The organism is Paraflavitalea sp., from assembly GCF_059502485.1.
The window spans coordinates 1,097,158-1,114,652 of the sequence record NZ_JCACET010000008.1 but is presented as its reverse complement, the minus strand read 5'-3'; the positions used below and the strand labels follow the sequence as shown (position 1 = coordinate 1,114,652).

At 48.2% G+C, this 17,495-nt stretch carries 13 protein-coding genes and 1 tRNA gene; 13 read left to right on the top strand and 1 reads right to left on the bottom strand.

Annotated features, from left to right (window positions below):
• The 9 genes from AC5JBY_RS07380 (at position 1) to AC5JBY_RS07340 (ending at position 8,795) form a co-directional block, all read left to right on the top strand.
• Positions 1–813 carry an adenosylcobinamide-GDP ribazoletransferase gene (locus tag AC5JBY_RS07380; protein WP_495903922.1) on the top strand — a complete coding sequence of 271 codons (813 nt, stop codon included), beginning with the start codon at positions 1–3 and terminating at the stop codon, positions 811–813.
• A gap of 14 nt (positions 814–827) precedes the next feature.
• Positions 828–1,439 carry an alpha-ribazole phosphatase gene (gene cobC / locus AC5JBY_RS07375; RefSeq protein ID WP_495903921.1) on the top strand — a complete coding sequence of 204 codons (612 nt, stop codon included), beginning with the start codon at positions 828–830 and terminating at the stop codon, positions 1,437–1,439.
• Positions 1,440–1,479: 40 nt separating this feature from the next.
• Positions 1,480–2,058 carry a MarC family protein gene (locus AC5JBY_RS07370; protein WP_495903920.1) on the top strand — a complete coding sequence of 193 codons (579 nt, stop codon included), beginning with the start codon at positions 1,480–1,482 and terminating at the stop codon, positions 2,056–2,058.
• A 7-nt stretch (positions 2,059–2,065) separates the two neighbouring features.
• Positions 2,066–2,137 (top strand) — tRNA-Arg (locus AC5JBY_RS07365).
• Between the two features lie 82 nt (positions 2,138–2,219).
• The gene (locus tag AC5JBY_RS07360; RefSeq protein WP_495903919.1) at positions 2,220–4,133 is read left to right on the top strand and encodes a tetratricopeptide repeat-containing sensor histidine kinase; all 1,914 of its coding nucleotides are present in this window, start codon (positions 2,220–2,222) and stop codon (positions 4,131–4,133) included.
• Positions 4,134–4,312: 179 nt separating this feature from the next.
• Positions 4,313–4,846 carry an RNA polymerase sigma factor gene (locus AC5JBY_RS07355; RefSeq protein WP_495903918.1) on the top strand — a complete coding sequence of 178 codons (534 nt, stop codon included), beginning with the start codon at positions 4,313–4,315 and terminating at the stop codon, positions 4,844–4,846.
• A gap of 12 nt (positions 4,847–4,858) precedes the next feature.
• On the top strand, positions 4,859–6,181 hold the full coding sequence (locus AC5JBY_RS07350) for a hypothetical protein (RefSeq protein ID WP_495903917.1): 1,323 nt from the start codon (positions 4,859–4,861) through the stop codon (positions 6,179–6,181).
• Positions 6,182–6,336: 155 nt separating this feature from the next.
• Entirely contained in the window at positions 6,337–7,125 is a 789-nt protein-coding gene (locus AC5JBY_RS07345; RefSeq protein WP_495903916.1) for an alpha/beta fold hydrolase, read from the top strand.
• Between the two features lie 113 nt (positions 7,126–7,238).
• Positions 7,239–8,795, top strand: coding sequence for a M20/M25/M40 family metallo-hydrolase (locus AC5JBY_RS07340; RefSeq protein ID WP_495903915.1), 1,557 nt, complete (start codon positions 7,239–7,241; stop codon positions 8,793–8,795).
• 138 nt (positions 8,796–8,933) lie between these two features.
• Here the strand turns inward: AC5JBY_RS07340 and AC5JBY_RS07335 are convergent, their stop codons facing one another.
• On the bottom strand, positions 8,934–10,133 hold the full coding sequence (locus AC5JBY_RS07335; RefSeq protein WP_495903914.1) for a DUF5009 domain-containing protein: 1,200 nt from the start codon (positions 10,131–10,133) through the stop codon (positions 8,934–8,936).
• Positions 10,134–10,336: 203 nt separating this feature from the next.
• On the opposite strand from AC5JBY_RS07335, the gene AC5JBY_RS07330 reads away from it, so the two are divergent.
• Genes AC5JBY_RS07330 through AC5JBY_RS07315 form a run of 4 tightly spaced genes read left to right on the top strand, consistent with a single transcriptional unit; the run spans position 10,337 to position 17,450 of the window.
• Positions 10,337–11,062 (top strand): hypothetical protein, encoded by a 726-nt coding sequence (locus AC5JBY_RS07330; RefSeq protein WP_495903913.1) that lies wholly within the window; start codon positions 10,337–10,339, stop codon positions 11,060–11,062.
• A 1-nt stretch (position 11,063) separates the two neighbouring features.
• Positions 11,064–13,841 carry a TonB-dependent receptor gene (locus tag AC5JBY_RS07325; RefSeq protein ID WP_495903912.1) on the top strand — a complete coding sequence of 926 codons (2,778 nt, stop codon included), beginning with the start codon at positions 11,064–11,066 and terminating at the stop codon, positions 13,839–13,841.
• Between the two features lie 11 nt (positions 13,842–13,852).
• Positions 13,853–15,004, top strand: coding sequence for a DUF4249 domain-containing protein (locus tag AC5JBY_RS07320; protein ID WP_495903911.1), 1,152 nt, complete (start codon positions 13,853–13,855; stop codon positions 15,002–15,004).
• A 37-nt stretch (positions 15,005–15,041) separates the two neighbouring features.
• Positions 15,042–17,450, top strand: coding sequence for a hypothetical protein (locus tag AC5JBY_RS07315; protein ID WP_495903910.1), 2,409 nt, complete (start codon positions 15,042–15,044; stop codon positions 17,448–17,450).
• The last annotated feature ends 45 nt before the right edge of the window (positions 17,451–17,495 follow it).

The following is a 17,495-nucleotide window of genomic DNA, read 5'->3' as shown; positions in this document are numbered from 1 at the left end:
ATGAAAAAAGAGATACGCATTTTCTTCACCGCACTGATGTTCCTGACGCGCCTGCCGGTGCCGAAGTTCACCGACCACTCGCAGGAGTACCTGGAAAAATCCGCAAGATACTTCCCCCTCATCGGCTGGATCGTGGCCCTCATCAGCGGCCTCACCTTCCTGGTATTCAATAAATACATCAGCGAAGACATTGCCATCCTTGCCTCTATCATCGCTGGCATCTTTACCACCGGCGCCTTTCATGAAGATGGCTTTGCCGACGTGTGCGACGCCTTCGGCGGCGGCTGGACTAAAGAGAAGATACTGATGATCATGAAAGACAGCCGGCTGGGCACCTACGGTGTCACCGGGCTGATAGGCATACTGGCAGCCAAATTCCTGCTGCTGAAAGAGCTGCCTAAGTTTACCCCCGATCTCCAGGCCCCATCCATCAACATCTTCCTCAACTACAAGAACTTTCTACTGATACTGATAGCAGCACACGCCATCAGCCGGTTGATGGGCGTATGGACCATTTACTTCTTCGATTACGTCACCGATCCCGATGGCAGCAAATCAAAACCAGTTACCAGCAACAAACCATCAGCCATCACTTTATTAGTAGCCTGCCTGTTTGGTTTACTGCCATTCGTCTTCCTCAGCTGGCATTTTGCATTGGCCATCATCCCGGTACCGTTGGTAGCATACCGGTTGGCCAGCTATTTCAAAAAGTGGATCGGTGGATACACAGGCGATTGCCTGGGTGCTATTCAACAAGTCAGCGAACTCACCTTCTATCTTAGCACATTGATCATTTGGCGGTACATTATTTGATAGTATTTTGCGTCATGAGCATTTATGTGATCCGTCATACCACACCACACATTGAAAAAGGCACCTGCTATGGGCAGGCCGATATCGATGTGACCGACGCCTTTGAAGAAGAAGCCGGCATCATCCGGCAACACCTTCCCGGCGATCTGCAGGCTATCTACAGCAGTCCGCTCATCCGGTGTAAGAAACTGGCGGAACACCTGTTTCCTGCGCACAACATCAACTTCGAGCACGACCTCAAAGAGATCAACTGCGGCGAATGGGAGCTGCAACGGTGGGACGATATTCCCCGCGATGCCATCGATCCCTGGATGAATGACTATGTAAACGTCTGCATTCCGGGAGGAGAGAGCTATGTACACCTCTTCGCACGCGTTACCCGTTGCTTTGATGCCGTAGCAGCCAGCGGACAACATGCCGCCATTATTACCCACGGCGGCGTTATCAGGAGCATCCTGGCCCACATCACTCAAACAACCCTGAAAGATTCCTTTGCTGCTTTTTCCCTGCACTATGGATGCGTGGTAAAGCTCGATCAGCAGGAAGGCGGCTTTAACTACACGATGCTGTCCAATATCAATGTCGGCAAGGAACAACACAAACCGAGCTATGCAGCAGCGAAATAAGCTGTAACTTGTACTATCCCCGTCAGCCAAATCTATTGCTATGGACATGCGAATGGACGATCTGATAACAGTTACCTTCACCTTATTTGCCATCATCGATATATTGGGATCAATCCCTTTGCTCATTACACTCAAAAAGAAAATGGGCGGCATCGATGAAGTAAAAGCCACATTGGTATCCGGTGGGCTGATGATCCTGTTCCTGCTAACCGGCGAAAAGTTTTTGCAGGTATTGGGACTCGATGTAGGCTCCTTTGCCGTGGGCGGCTCCATCGTGATCTTCATCCTGGGGCTCGAAATGGTACTGGGTATCGAATTCTTCAAAAGCGAGGCCGACGCCAAGTCAGGCACCATCGTACCGATCGCCTTCCCGTTGATTGCCGGCTCGGGTACGCTGACCACCATCATTTCCCTGCCTGCCAACTATAGTAAATGGGTCGTATTCTTCGCTATTTTGATTAACCTCCTGATAGTTTTCCTGGTTTTGAAATCCCTGAACTATATTGCGAAACTTTTGGGACCAGCAGGTTTATTAGCGGTGAGAAAGTTTTTTGGCGTAATTTTGCTGGCCATTGCCGTAAAGATCTTTGCGAGTAATGTAAGCGGATTGATAAAATAGAAAAATTGGCTTCGTAGTACAATGGATAGTATAAGAGTTTCCGAAGCTCCAGATCCAGGTTCGATTCCTGGCGAAGCCACACCAGACCTCATTTTCGGATCCTAAAGATCCGAACTCCTTCAAAAAGATTGACGCTGTCATTTTTCCCCGGACTTTGTTATATGAGGTACACACTTATCATATTATGGTTCCTCTTGCTGGCAACGAACTCCAGAGCCCAGGACCCTTTGGACCGGCTGCAACAGTTGCCTGATGATACCGCCAAAGTTAACCAGCTCAACCACTATGCGCTCAGCATCCAATCGACCTTTCCGCAAAAAGCGATACCCATCCTGAACCAGACTGCGGACCTCTCCCGCAAACTGAATTATGACTATGGCCTCGCCACCTCAAAGTTTCTCCGGTCGGGCATGTACTTCTATATCATGAAGCTGGACAGTAGCAGCCTGCTGCTGGATGAAGCATTTAGTTTACTGGCCGGTAAAACCGATAAAGCATCAAAAGATTTGTATGGCTCACTCCTGATGCGAAAGGCAAACCTATTTCAGCAACACCAAAACACAGATTCAGCTATCTATTATTATTTGCAGGCGGCTACCAACTACGCAGATAAAAGGATTGTAGCCTACTATAACATATCAGGCATCTATCGTTCTTTGAATGATACCAGCAAGACACTTGCTTATGCCCGGCAAACCCATTCCATTGCACTTGAAGCAAAAGATTCAGTTTTCCTGCTGCGCAGCCTCATCGTATTGGGCGACGCCTTTGTGCTTGCAGGAAAAAGAGATAGTGTATGGTCGATCACGCAGACGGGTATGCCGATGGCAGCAAAGATGAACATGCCTTTTGCTACAGGCATGTTTCATGCTCAATTGGGTTATTACTATTCAGATAGTGCCACCCGCTACGACTCAGCCCTCAGCCATTACCGGTACGCGCTCGACATATTTACTGCCTACAACCTGCAGTTTGAACAGGCATTGGCATTGCAGCACCTTGGCAACGTGTGTCTGAAAAAAGGAGATTACAGCGAAGCCATCGGCTACTTAAAAAAAGCTACTACACTTGCCAGGCAGCTGGACCTTAATCAGGTGCTGTTTTATACGCTGAAAGACTTATCCCTTGCCTTTGAAAAAACCGGGAATCTGGCAGAAAGCAATCAATACCTGCGTGAGCTCCTGGCCGTAAACGATACATTACAACAGCGCAACAACCAGAAAACGGTTATGGAACTGGAAGCCAAATACCAGATGCAGAAAAAAGAAGCTTCCCTGGCAGTGCAGCAAAAAGATATTCAGGAAAAGAAATTCATGATCTGGTTTCTCCTGTTGGGATTGGTAACGCTGACGATCACTTCTTTACTGCTATACCGTAATTACCACCATAAACAAAAGCTCCAGCAGGTCAAAATAGAAGAACTCGAAGCCGACAAACAACTCGCCGCTACCGAAGCAGTGCTCAAAGGCGAAGAGCAGGAACGCGCCCGCTTAGCCAAAGACCTCCACGATGGCCTGGGTGGCATGCTCAGCGGCATTAAACACTCCTTAAACGCGGTGAAAGGAACCCTGGCGCCAGACAATGCACAGGTTTTTGAACGCAATATTGACATGCTCGACAGTTCCATCAAAGAGATGCGACGCGTGGCACACAACATGATGCCCGAGGCCCTTGTAAAATTTGGATTGGATACCGCGCTGAAAGACTTTTGCAATGACATTAACCAAAGCGGCGCTTTGAAGGTAACCTACCATTCGATCGGCATGGACAACACAGAATTGGACCGCACTACTTCCATCGCCATTTATCGCATTGTGCAGGAGCTACTCAACAACATTATCAAACATGCGGAAACCCCAAACGCCATCGTACAGGTTTCAAAAAACGGGAATATCACTTCCGTTACCGTTGAAGACGATGGCAAAGGCTTCGACACAAAAGTTCTGGAGTATAAAGAAGGGATCGGCTGGCGCAATATCCAAAGCCGCGTAGATTACCTCAAGGGAAAGCTGGATGTGCGGTCAGAGCCAGGAAAAGGAACATCCGTTTGGATAGAATTTAATACCGGAGCTTAACAAGAAGATTTCCTCATATTGTAGGGCGTTCAGTTTGAACGCCTTTTTCATTTTACCATCTCCGGTAACCGCCGTGCTAAAAAGAAATCCCTCTCCCCACCCAACCTTTCCCCTTTTCCGCACCGTTCATTTAATAAAGCACTGATGCTTATAGTTAGCCAGATCCAAAAAGAACACTTTTGCAGGGCCTGAACGAACTCATACAAAAATGCAACGGCCACGACCGGCTGGCGCAGGAACAATTTTACCGGCACTTCTATCCCTCGATGTTTTGCCTGTGTAAAAAGTTCTTCCGGGATGACCATGCCGCACTCGAAGCAGTCAACGATGGCATGATGAAAGTGTTCACCCATTTGCCCAATTACAAACCCGAGAAAGGAGCCATATTCAATTGGGTATACACGATCGTGCGGAATACAGCATTGGATAAACTAAAAGTGTCCATCAAAATTCCTGTTGCCGGCGACGAAGAGGAAATGAGCGAGATGGTAGTAGGCAATATTCTCGAGCACCTGGAATGGAAGGACGTGTACTATTTCCTCGATCATCTGCCTCCGGCCACACGTGCCGTATTCAGTTTGTTTTACCTGGAACACTATACGATACCGCTCATTGCAGAACAGCTGCAGATCAGCCCGGGGACAGTGAAATGGCAGCTGAGCGAAGGACGTAAGATTATGCAACCGATACTTAAAAAACATTTTTCACATTAAAGATTTTAAACGGTGAACAACCAGCCACTCCATAATAAATTCTTTACTGAGGAAAACAGTCCCTTACCACTGATCCCTACCGACCAGGCCTGGGAGGCCATGCAGGCAAAACTCAACAGCCAGTTCCCGGAAAAGAAAAGAAGAAGAATGATTACCTGGTTACCTCCTGTTGGCTGCGCCCTGCTGCTCTTACTATTGGGTGGCGGCTATGCACTTTGGCAATACACTATGCCCAAACAGATAACAGAGGCCCCCGATCAGGCTAAGCAAACAACGAGCAAAGAGAAAACCCAGGCACTCACACAGAAATCCACCGTCACCAAAACACCAACCAGCAATACAGCAGCAAAAGAAACACAAACAGATAACCCTACACCCACTCCATCATTGCAAACAGCAACAACATCGCTTACCGCTAAAACTACCAGCACCACTAAGCGGAAACCACAAACCAGCAAAGCACTGGCAGGCACAACAACCAACCGGAATGGTACACCGGAGTTGTTGCAAAAAGAGCAACACAACGTGAACGCAACTTCTTCCAGGAGCTCTTTGCGCCCTTCACCAGTGGCAGGCATTCATTACGCGGCTTCGATCCATGTACAGCCTGCACGGCCCCCGAAGCCACTATGGTTACCGGACGAGTCAACATGGGTTACAGACTCTTCCGGTAACAAGCCTGCCCCTAAGTATGTATTTGCAACAGGACTACAGGCAGAAATACCAGTTCCCATTTACACACCCGACGTATACTTTAAAAATCCCGAAGGGAAAGACCGCTTCTATCAACCCTTTTCACCGGGCATCTGGGCCAGCCTGACTAAAAAGCGGCACCGGCTTACTGCAGAATTCAAACCATTCGCCAGCGCACTATTACCATACAAGCCTTTCAAGGATGGTGCTATCCGGTTACCCGACAGTACTACCTATTGGGGGCAACATACTGTAGTAAAAGTGTTTGGTGCGCAGCTTGCACTACAATACACTTACCAGGTACGCAAACAATGGTGGGTGGGCGTTGGTCTCGATCTATCCAAATGGCGCAAGGCATTGATACAAGTAGATTCATTTTCAAACAAGCCCTTATTTTATGGAGTACATAAAAACGATGCTCCCTACCTCAACGCAACACAGTTGGGCGCAGTTATTCACCTCAACTACGAGTCAACAAAAGCCTGGACAGGCACCCTACAAATAGAGACACCTTTCAAGCCTACAGTTAAAGGTGGTCCACTTCCGGTATGGGTAAGACTGGGCCTACGCTGGCGGCTGCTGCAAAGCAGAAGCATACCTACCATCACCACAATGCCAGTGATCAGGAAATCCCTTCCATAATTCATCACGCCTTCCTTTCATAACCTTCATGGTAGCAAAAGACAGCATAACTCCCCGTAGTATGCTGTTTTTGCCTGTTCGTCGATTACCGGTTTGTGCCGCGTGATAGGCAGGATAGTTTTGTTTTGAAATTATTCACCATTAAAAACAAAACCATGAAAGCAATTAAAAATACCATAAACGGACTGGTACTCACCGGCGCATTACTACTGGCACTATTGGTGCCCACAGCAGCCATCGTACAACAGCCGCCAGTTGTAAAAAACATTGTATTGGTACACGGCGCCTTTGTAGATGGGTCAGGATGGAAAAGCGTTTACGACAGGCTTTCCCAAAAAGGATACCATGTCAGCATTGTACAGGAGCCGCTTACATCTTATGCAGCAGATGTGGCAGCAGTAAAAAGAGTATTATCCCGTATGAACGGACCAGTTATTCTTGTTGGCCACAGCTACGGCGGCGCCGTCATTACAGAAGCCGGCAATGACCCTCACGTGGCAGGCCTGGTATACATCGCCGCCCACGCACCGGATGCAGGCGAGAGCGAAGCCGCCAACGGCGTAAAATTTCCACCAGCGTACAAGTCACTGGTAAAACCAGCAGACGGCTACGACTACATAGACCCTACCAAATTCGCCGCAGATTTTGCAGGAGGCGTTCACGCAGCACTGGCCAGCTTTATGGCCTACAGCCAGATGCCCACCGCCGACAGCGCCTTTCATGCCATTATCAACAACCCGGCATGGCGCACCAAACCCAGTTGGTACATGGTAGCTAAAGCCGACAGGATCATCAACCCCGATCTTGAACGCCTGTATGCCAAACGCGCCAACAGCCATACAATAGAAATTGACGGCGCCAGCCACAGCGTATTCATCACCCATCCCAAAGAAGTAACCAATCTCATCATCGACGCAGCTGCACGGGCAATCAACCATAAATAAAAGGCTTCTCTGCCAGGCTTCGTGGTGACGCATAAATTTTAATTATGAATGGGGCTGTACTTTATTCATTCCTTAATACTTTCGGCGAATAAACACAACCCAATCATTCATATATGAGAAAAAACACTACCGCTGTTGCCCTTGCCTTCTTGTTGGCCGGCAACATAGCGTACTCCCAAACCAAAGATTCGCTGATGGTAAAAAGCATCATCGAAGAAGCCACCGGCAATTCACAACTCACAAAACTGGCCCATGAATTAATGGATGGCATTGGTCCCCGCCTTGTTGGCACTCCCCAGATGAAACAAGCCAATGACTGGGCAGTGGCCAAATACCAAAGCTGGGGTATCTCCGCAAAAAATGAACAATGGGGCGAATGGCGCGGATGGGAAAGAGGCGTTACCCACATCGATATGGTATCCCCCCGCGTAAAATCATTGGAAGGAACACAACTCGCCTGGAGTCCGTCCACAGCGGGCAAAACCGTGACAGGCGAGGTGGTGATCGTACCCGACCTTGCCGACTCAGTAGCCTTCCAGCAATGGCTGCCCTCCGTAAAAGGTAAGTTCGTAATGATCTCTATGGCACAGCCCACCGGTCGCCCCGATTACAACTGGGAAGAATTTGGCACCAAAGAATCAATAGAGAAAATGAAGAAAGACCGTGCCGCACAAACAGAGGCCTGGCGCAACCGGATCGCTAAGACTGGTCAGTCCGCCCGCACCTTACCCGTAGCACTTGAAAAAGCAGGCGCAGCAGGCATCGTGATGAGCTACTGGTCTAATGGCTTTGGCGTAAACAAGATATTTGGCGCCAATACTACTAAAGTACCTACTATCGACATAGCCCTGGAAGACTATGGCCTGCTGTACAGGCTTATCGAAGATGGCACCAAACCTAAGATCAGCGTACGCGCCGATTCCAAAGAGCTGGGCATGGTACCTACCTTCAATACGATTGCCGAAATCAAAGGCAGTGAAAAGCCCGATGAATACGTGATCCTTTCTGCACACTTCGACTCATGGGACGGAGGTACAGGCGCTACCGACAACGGAACTGGCACCCTCACCATGATGGAAGCCATGCGTATCCTCAAAAAAGTATACCCCAATCCCAAAAGGACCATCCTCGTAGGCCACTGGGGCAGTGAAGAACAAGGCCTCAACGGTTCAAGAGCCTTTGTGGAAGACCATCCTGAAATTGTAAAGAACATCCAGGTATTGTTCAACCAGGATAATGGAACCGGTAGAGTGGTGAACCTCTCTGGCCAGGGCTATTTACATGCCTATGAATACCTTGGCAGGTGGCTGGCCCGCGTGCCCAACGATATCCGCAGCCAGATCGAAACAAGATGGCCAGGCGCTCCGGGTGCCGGTGGCTCCGACTTTGCTTCTTTCGTAGCAGCAGGCGCGCCAGCATTCTCATTGAGCTCCACCAGCTGGTCTTATGGCAGCTACACCTGGCACACCAACCGCGACACATACGACAAGATCGTGTTCGACGACGTGCGCAGCAATGCCATCCTCACAGCCATCCTCGCTTACATGGCAAGCGAAGACCCTGTTAAAACATCCCGCGAGAAAAGTGTGCTGCCGGTTAATCCCCGCACAGGACAACCCGGCACATGGCCTGCACCTACCAAGGCTACGAGGAAGGGAGGCGTGAACTAAGTAGAGAGTTAAGAGTCATGAGTACAGAATAAATAAGGACTATACTAAAAAGAGCAGGTGACACCTTTTTGCTTACAATGCAAATACAAGGTGTCACCTGTTCTTTTAAACGCCTTCCCGTCTTACCGGCTAATGCATTTATAACTGTAACCTGATCTTTAATTTATTGAGCAGAATAGCCACACCCATTAATAGTACTGCGTAGCAGGCCGACCACGCCACGCCCAGCCAGCCATAATGAAATGCCCCGGGCATGAAGTACAATCCCAGCCATGCCTGGAAAGCATACACAATACCCGGCAGAATATAGATGAGTAAAGGATTGGAAGCCGCCGGCTGGAAGAAGCCCGTCCAGCCCCTTACTTTTTTCACATCAGTGAGCCAATACAGCATGCTGAACAAGACGGAACAGATGGCCACACAATATAAACACCAGGTAGGTGTAGCATAGATTTTTGAAATACCATGCAGCGGCCTCAGCAGCCAACCGGCAATAGCCATCAGGATCATAAACACAATAGCCTGGATAAAACGCTGGGTATTGGTTTCTATCTTTTTCCGCTCAAAGAATATCAACGACAATACGATACCACTCAACACAATGCTGGTATGAGCGGCATGCCCCGACTGCCATCCGATCCAATGCAACGCAGGATTACCGGCCACTGCAGGCAACTTCCCTACTACATACCATGCTACACACAGCGCGATCATGAACAACAAGCCGCCAATACTGCCACGCACCAGCTGATAAATAATGCAACTCAGTAAATAAGCCCAGCCGATCAATCCCAGTATGCCCCACCATTGCGGTGTAAGTCCCTGCGTTCCATCCTCACCACCCTTGTAGATCAATCCCAAACACAATAAGCCGATAGCCCCAATAGCCCGCAACACCCAGGCCCAGGCTTTTTGCTGAAACCGGTATACGTTCCAAACCAGGATAGCGCATCCATAAAACAACAATGACCACAGGTGAATAGACATACCCATCGCAGCTTCATTATAATCACCCTCCCCATTTACCATGAACACACCCAATATCAGCAAACCGATCGTTCGCCAGAGGATATGCCCCTGCAATTGCCAAAAAGAATCACCTTTGGCAAGGCGGTTATTCAAAGCAAAAGGAAGCGACATACCTACAATAAACAGGAAAGCCGGGAATACAATATCCACGAAAGTCATGGCATCGGCATCAGCCGGCATATGCTTCATCCATACCGGAATACCAGATACACCAGCCACATCATTGACAAATATCATGACAAGGATAGTGATACCTCTAAAAACATCGATGGAAAGAATACGCTCTGTAGTTAACGTATTATACTTCATTTGCAGGGGATAATAATTGGGTTGCCTAAAAATACAATGAAGAAAAGACTTTACCGCAGGAATATTATTTGACAGTGGTTATGTAAATGGGCGACATTAAAAAAAGATTAATCCCTAAAATCGTTCGCCTGTCGAAAAAACGGTTAAGGCTCAACGGAAATAATGTAAATTGGCACCAGCCCTTAACATTCATATTACAACTAATGCTAAAACGACTGCTACTTATCTGTACTGCCTTTGTAGGCACTGCTGTTTTGGCGCAGGACACTGCTACCAACAACAACTTTACAGCAGTGGCTACGCACAACGCCGTGAGCAGCTATCACCATTACGTCGACAAACAATCACGTCTGTACAACGGTATAGAATTCGTTGGTTATTCCCCCAAGATCGAGAACATCCCTTTTTTTCTCGAAAGCACCTGGAGAAAAGGCAGCATCGTATACGATGGCATTTTCTATGATACCGTACAAATGATGTACGATGCCGTAAAAGACAGGGTTGTCATCCTCCACTACAATGGCTTTTTCCGCATGTCGCTCTTCACGGAGAAAGTAAGTGAGTTCACCCTGAATGGTCACCACTTCGTTCACATTGAGCGCGACAGCCTGCGCCATGCTATCCTGGAAACGGGTCTTTATGATCAAATGTATGCAGGCCGCACCACTATGCTGGTGAGGCGCCACAAGTTCATAGAAGAGACTGTCAAAGATGTGCTCGAAAGAAAGTTCATGGAACAATACAGCTACTACCTCCTCAAAGGTGGCAAGTACCATATTATCCGCACCAGAAGCGGCCTCCTCTCCCTGCTGAAAGACCACGCCCGCGAGATAAAGCAACACCTGAGAAAACAAAAGATAAAATTCAGAAAAGATAAAGAGAACGCAATTCTGCAAGCAGCTATCCATTACGATTCCTTAAACAACTGATATGAGACGACTGCCTTTCCTTGTGGTCCTTGGCGTAGCCCTGTTGTATTTTGCAGGCACGGCACAAGCCCGGCAAACCAACCCAAAGCCAGTAAGTATTATCTTAAGCGATACTTCGGTCAATGTGATCGTGCAAGAACTGGAGCGACAAACCGGCTACCACTTTTACTACGATCCTGTTCACTTCGACAGCCTCCGCATTAGCATCGCTATTAACAACCAGCCCCTGCAAAAAGCCCTTGAACAGCTTTTTGAGAACACCGACTTTCATTTTACCATCCTGCCCGATAAGCAATACGTATTCATCACCAAAGGAGCGATCATCAGACCAGAGCTGCCGGCCGGCTTCTTTGCCAAAGCAAAGGATACCGTTCGCAGAGACCTTACAGGCGTTCCGGATTATGGTGATAAAAAGAAAGTACGGGCAGACGCCTCCATCGAGAACAAGTTATTTGAAATAGGCAGCAAGGCCAATAGCGGCGGACCGGGCAACGTGACCGTTGCAGGCCACGTGCGTAATATCAAAAGCGATGAGCCTATTGTAGGCGCTTCCATCACCATTCCCGGCACTTCTATTGGAACAGCTACCGACCAATACGGCTACTTTTCACTTACGATTCCCAAAGGAAGATATGTGCTGAACATACAGGGCATCGGTATGAAAGACACCAAACGCCAGATCCAGCTGTATACAGGAGGCGAGTTGAACATCAACATGGAAGAGCGCGTCATCTCCCTGAAAGAAGTGATCGTGTCGGCTCAAAAGGTGGCCAATATCCGCAATGTGCAAATGGGCACCGAGCGATTAACGATCAGGGCTATCAAACAAATACCTACCGCATTCGGTGAGGCGGATATCCTAAAAGCAGTACTCACCCTGCCTGGTGTAAAATCAGTAGGGGAGGCAAGCACAGGCTTCAACGTACGCGGTGGCTCTGCCGATCAGAACCTGATCCTCTTCAATGATGCTACCATCTACAACCCCTCCCACTTCTTTGGTTTCTTCTCCGCCTTCAACCCCGACGTGGTAAAAGATGTTGAACTGTACAAGAGCAGCATACCGGCTAAATTCGGAGGTCGCTTATCTTCCGTATTGGACATCTCCAGCCGCGAAGGAAATAAAAAAGAATTCACAGGCACTGCAGGCATTGGCCTGCTGACCAGCCGCATCAATGTCGAAGGCCCTATCCAAAAAGAAAAGACCTCCTTCATTCTCGGCGCCCGCACCACCTACGCCAAATGGATGCTGAACCTGCTGCCCGATGAATATGAGAACAGCAAGGCCTCTTTTTATGATGTAAACCTGCACATCAGCCACCAGTTCGACAAAAAGAACAACCTGTATTTTACCGGCTACACCAGCAGGGACCGTTTCAACCTCAACAGTGATACCACTTACGGATATAACAACAACAACATCTCTATCAAGTGGAAACACCTCTTCAATAACAAATTAACAGGCTTCCTTACAACAGGATACGATCGCTACGCCTATTATATACAAAGCGAAAAGAACGAGATCAATGCCTACAAACTGGGCTTCGACATCAACCAGTTCAACTTCAAGGCCGACTTCACCTGGTACCTGAATCCAGAACATACCATCGACTTTGGCGCCAGCACGATCCGTTACAAACTCCACCCCGGCAAATACCAGCCGCTGGGCAAAGAGTCACTGATCTCATTGGATGAAGTACAGGCCGAGCAGGCCCAGGAAAGCGCCATCTACCTGTCAGAAAAATGGAACGTCACGCCAGACTTTACCATCCAGGCAGGCGCCCGCTATTCATTCTACCATTATCTCGGCCCAGGCAAGATCAATAGCTATGCACCTAACCTTCCCAAGAACTCAGACAACGTGTTGGAAACAAAAACCTATGGCAAAGGCGATGTGATCCAAACCTATGGCGGTCCCGAATGGCGGCTTTCAGCACGCTATGCCCTCTCGCCCAGTTTCTCTATCAAGGCGGGTTATAACTCATTACGTCAGTACATCCACATGCTCTCCAATACCACGGCCATTTCGCCTACTGATATCTGGAAGCTGAGCGACCCGAACATCAAACCGCAAATTGGCGACCAGGTTTCTTTTGGCCTGTACAAGAACTTCAGGTCCAACTCCATCGAGACCTCAGTGGAAGTTTACTACAAGAACATCAAGAATTACCTCGACTACAAGAGTGGCGCCTCACTGGTGATGAACCACACCATCGAGACAGATGTGATCGGCACCAAAGGCAGAGGCTACGGCGTGGAAGTGATGATAAAAAAACAAAACGGAAAACTGAACGGCTGGCTGAGCTATACTTATTCCCGCATCGAGTTGAAAATGGACGACCCCAACACGGGTGAGATCATCAACCGCGGCGAGTATTACCCGGCCAACTACGATAAGCCCCATGATGTAACGATGGTAGGCAACTACCGGTTCACCCACCGTTTCAGCATCTCCATCAATGGCACCTATAGCACCGGCCGGCCGGTAACCCTGCCCATTGGTCGTTATTATTATGGCGGTTCATGGCGTGCCTTGTATGCCGACAGGAACTCTTATCGCATACCCGACTATTTCCGTACCGACTTTGCCATGATCGTGGAAGGCAACCACAAGCTGAAGCAGAAGTTTCACAACTCCTGGACAATCGGCTTATACAACCTTACCGGAAGGAAGAATCCATACTCAGTATACTTCACGTCTGAGAACGGCCGTGTTAATGGATACAAACTATCCATATTCGGCAGCATCATTCCTTTCATCAATTATAACATTCGTTTCTAAATACCGCTTGTATGAAAAAGCTTTTATATAGTTGTATACTGTTGTTGGCGCTGGGTTGCAAGCAGCGCTTTGAGCCACAGATCACCCAACCGGTAAATGGCTACCTCGTGGTTGACGGCACGATCAACAGCGGTACAGGTCCCACCACCATCCGGCTTTCACGCGCCATCCTGCTGGCCGACAGTACCCGGCCGAAGAATGAGCGGAGTGCTATCGTGCGGGTAGAAGGAGAAAACAACACTCAATTTCCATTAAGCGAAACTTCCCCGGGAGTATATACTGTACCACAATTGACACTCAACGCCAATGTGAAGTACCGGCTTTATATCAAAACCTCCGACAGCAAAGAATACAGATCAGATTTTACCAAGGTCATCAAAACACCTCCCATCGACGGCATCCGCTGGGAGCAACCCGCCAATGGATTGGAGATCTATGTAAATGCACATGATGCGCAAGGCAACACCCGCTACTACCGTTGGGAGTGGTCAGAGACCTGGGAATTCCATTCTGCATTTACTACCCAGCTGGAATATACCAGGAACGCTACGGGAGACATCAATGGTGTCAAATACAAGTACCCCGACCAGTCTACCGATACGAATGTTTATGTGTGCTGGAGAACTGAAACATCTACCAACATCCTGCTCGGCTCAACAGCCAAGCTCATCAAAGATAGCGTTGACCTTCCGATCCATTTCATTCCACGTGGTTCACAAAAGATAAGCGTACTGTATAGCATCAACGTAAGACAAAATGCCCTGAGCAAAAATGGATATGAGTTTTTGTCAAGGATGAAGAAGAATACAGAAGCAACAGGTACTCTATTCGATGCTCAGCCATCGGAACTGGTAGGAAACATACACGCTGTAAACAATCCATTAGAAGTAGTGATTGGATTCATCGACGTGGCCGACGTGTATGAGAAACGGGTATTTATCCAACCTTCCGATCTGGACGATTGGGGATACCGCTCAGGCTGTGCACAAACGTTGGTGCCGAATATTCCGGATTCTGTACGTGCCTACAGTTATCTCACGCCGACCATGGCAGCCGAAACAAGCCCAACGGGAGCAATCGTTACTTATTATGGTTCCGATATCGCCTGTGTGATTTGCACCCTCACCGGCGTTCACCTGAAGCCAACCTTCTGGCCCCGATAAACCCGAGAATACATCAGTATAACCTAAAACGAATTGGATGTACCGCACATCACGCACGATAGTAAAACAAGTAGTACCATTACTGGCTGGCTGTCTCCTGCTGAATAGTGTCTCCACAACAGCACAGGATTTCGACAACGCAATACAAACCCGCTTCAATGCGTACCGGGAAAAAGCTGTAGCCGAAAAAGTATACGTACATACCGATAAAGGATTTTACCTGGCCGGAGAAATACTTTGGTTCAAAATATATTACGTCGATGGCGCCAGCAACAAGCCCTATGACCTGAGCAAAGTAGCCTACGTAGAGATCCTTGACAAAGACAATAAACCGGTGATGCAAGGGAAAGTGTCTTTGCAGGACGGAAAAGGAAACGGATCATTTTACCTCCCCTCCTCCATCACCGCCGGCAATTATACATTAAGGGCCTATACCAATTGGATGAAGAACTTTGGGCCCGATTATTTCTTCGAACAGCAGATCAGCATTGTAAATTCCTTAAAACCACTTCCTGCAGTAGTAGCCGATACCATCAGGCACACGGCAAGATTCTTTCCCGAAGGTGGCAACCTGGTGAGAGGCATCAACAGCAAGGTAGCCTTTCAGGTCACCGACCAATATGGCAAAGGCATCAACTTCAACGGCTCGCTGATCAACCAACGCAATGAAGTAGTAACCCAATTCAAACCCACCAGGTTTGGCATTGGCAACTTCTCCTTCACCCCTGCTGCCGGCGACAGCTATACCGCCGTGATCAACACCGAAGATGGCAAAACAATTACCGGTCAATTTCCAGCCATCTATGACAATGGATACGTGATGCAATTACAGGAAGATGCCAATGGACAATTGCTGGTAAGCGTAAGCTCCAATATGCCTGCACGGTCACAACAATCAGAAGAAGTATTCCTGTTTGTACATAGCCATCAGTCAGTAAAAGTGGCCACTAAAAAAGCAGTCACAAATGGTGTAGCCCGCTTTACGATCGATAAGACCCAGCTGGGAGAAGGCATTTCACAACTCACCATATTCAACGAATCAAGACAACCGGTATGTGAACGGCTCTACTTTAAACAACTGCAACAGGTATTATCCATTGGCACTACCGGCCAGGCAACACAATACGACAACCGGAAGAAAGTAGACTTCACCCTGAATACTGCTACCACTGCGGGCAAAGCCGTGCCGGCTAACCTGTCGTTGTCCGTTTACAGAATGGATTCACTCCCTTTACAGGACAAGAGCAATATCCTAAGCTACCTGTGGCTCAGTTCTGACCTAAAAGGAACCATTGAATCTCCTGAATATTATTTCTCATTACCCAATATAGAAGTAGCAGGAGCACTGGACAACCTGATGCTGGTACATGGATGGCGCCGATTCAATTGGCAAGACCTGTTGAAGAACAGCACGGCATCCTTTGAATACATCCCTGAATTCGATGGACATTTCATTTCCGGCAAGATCACCCATGCGGCTACCGGCGCTCCTGTATCCAATGCCAGAACTTACCTGTCGATAGCAAGCACCAAGCTGCAGTTTTACCCGGTGTTGAGCAGCAACAAAGGCGATATACAATTTGATGTACGCAACTATTATGGACCGGGGGAGATCATTATCCAAACAGAAGGACAGCTGGACAGCAACTTCCATGTAGATATCCGAAATCCATTCTCCGATCAGTATGCGGCACATGGCCCTTCCCCTTTCTCTCTCTCACCCCAACTGCAACAAACTCTTACAGAAGGCAACATTAATATGCAGGTACAAAATGCTTTCTTTAGTGATCGCTTAACTCAATTCGACATACCGAAAATAGATACGACACCATTCTTTGGCACCGGTTACAAAAAATACCTGCTGGACGATTACGTACGGTTTACCACCACGGAAGAGATATTACGGGAATATGTTCCAGACGTTGCCGTTAGAAAAAGCGACGGGCAGTTCCTGTTGTATATTTTTAACTGGGAAACTGAAAGGCACTATAAGAGCCAGCCACTCGTTTTGCTGGATGGAGTTCCCGTGAGCGTTCAAAAGATCATGACCTATGATCCGCTGAAGATGCGGGTGCTGCAGGTAGTTACCGACCGGTACGTGAATGGCGAGTTTACTTTTGATGGCATTATTAGTTTCAATACCTATCATGGTGACCTCACTGACCTGAAGCTCGACAACAAAGCCGTGATCCTGGATTATGACGGCCTGCAGCTTCAGCGGGAATTCTACGCGCCTGTTTATGAAACACCTGAGCAAACAGCCAGCCGCCTGCCCGACTTCAGGAATGTATTACACTGGTCGCCCAATATACAAACCGATGCCAATGGCAAAGCGGCCGTTCAATTCTTTACCTCCGATCTGAAAGGCAAATACGTAGCAGTACTGCAAGGCATGGACAACAACGGACATGCAGGCAGTTACTCATTTACATTTGAAGTGAAATAATTCTTATTTAAGTAAGCATACTTGCTTTAACATAGAAAACCCTGG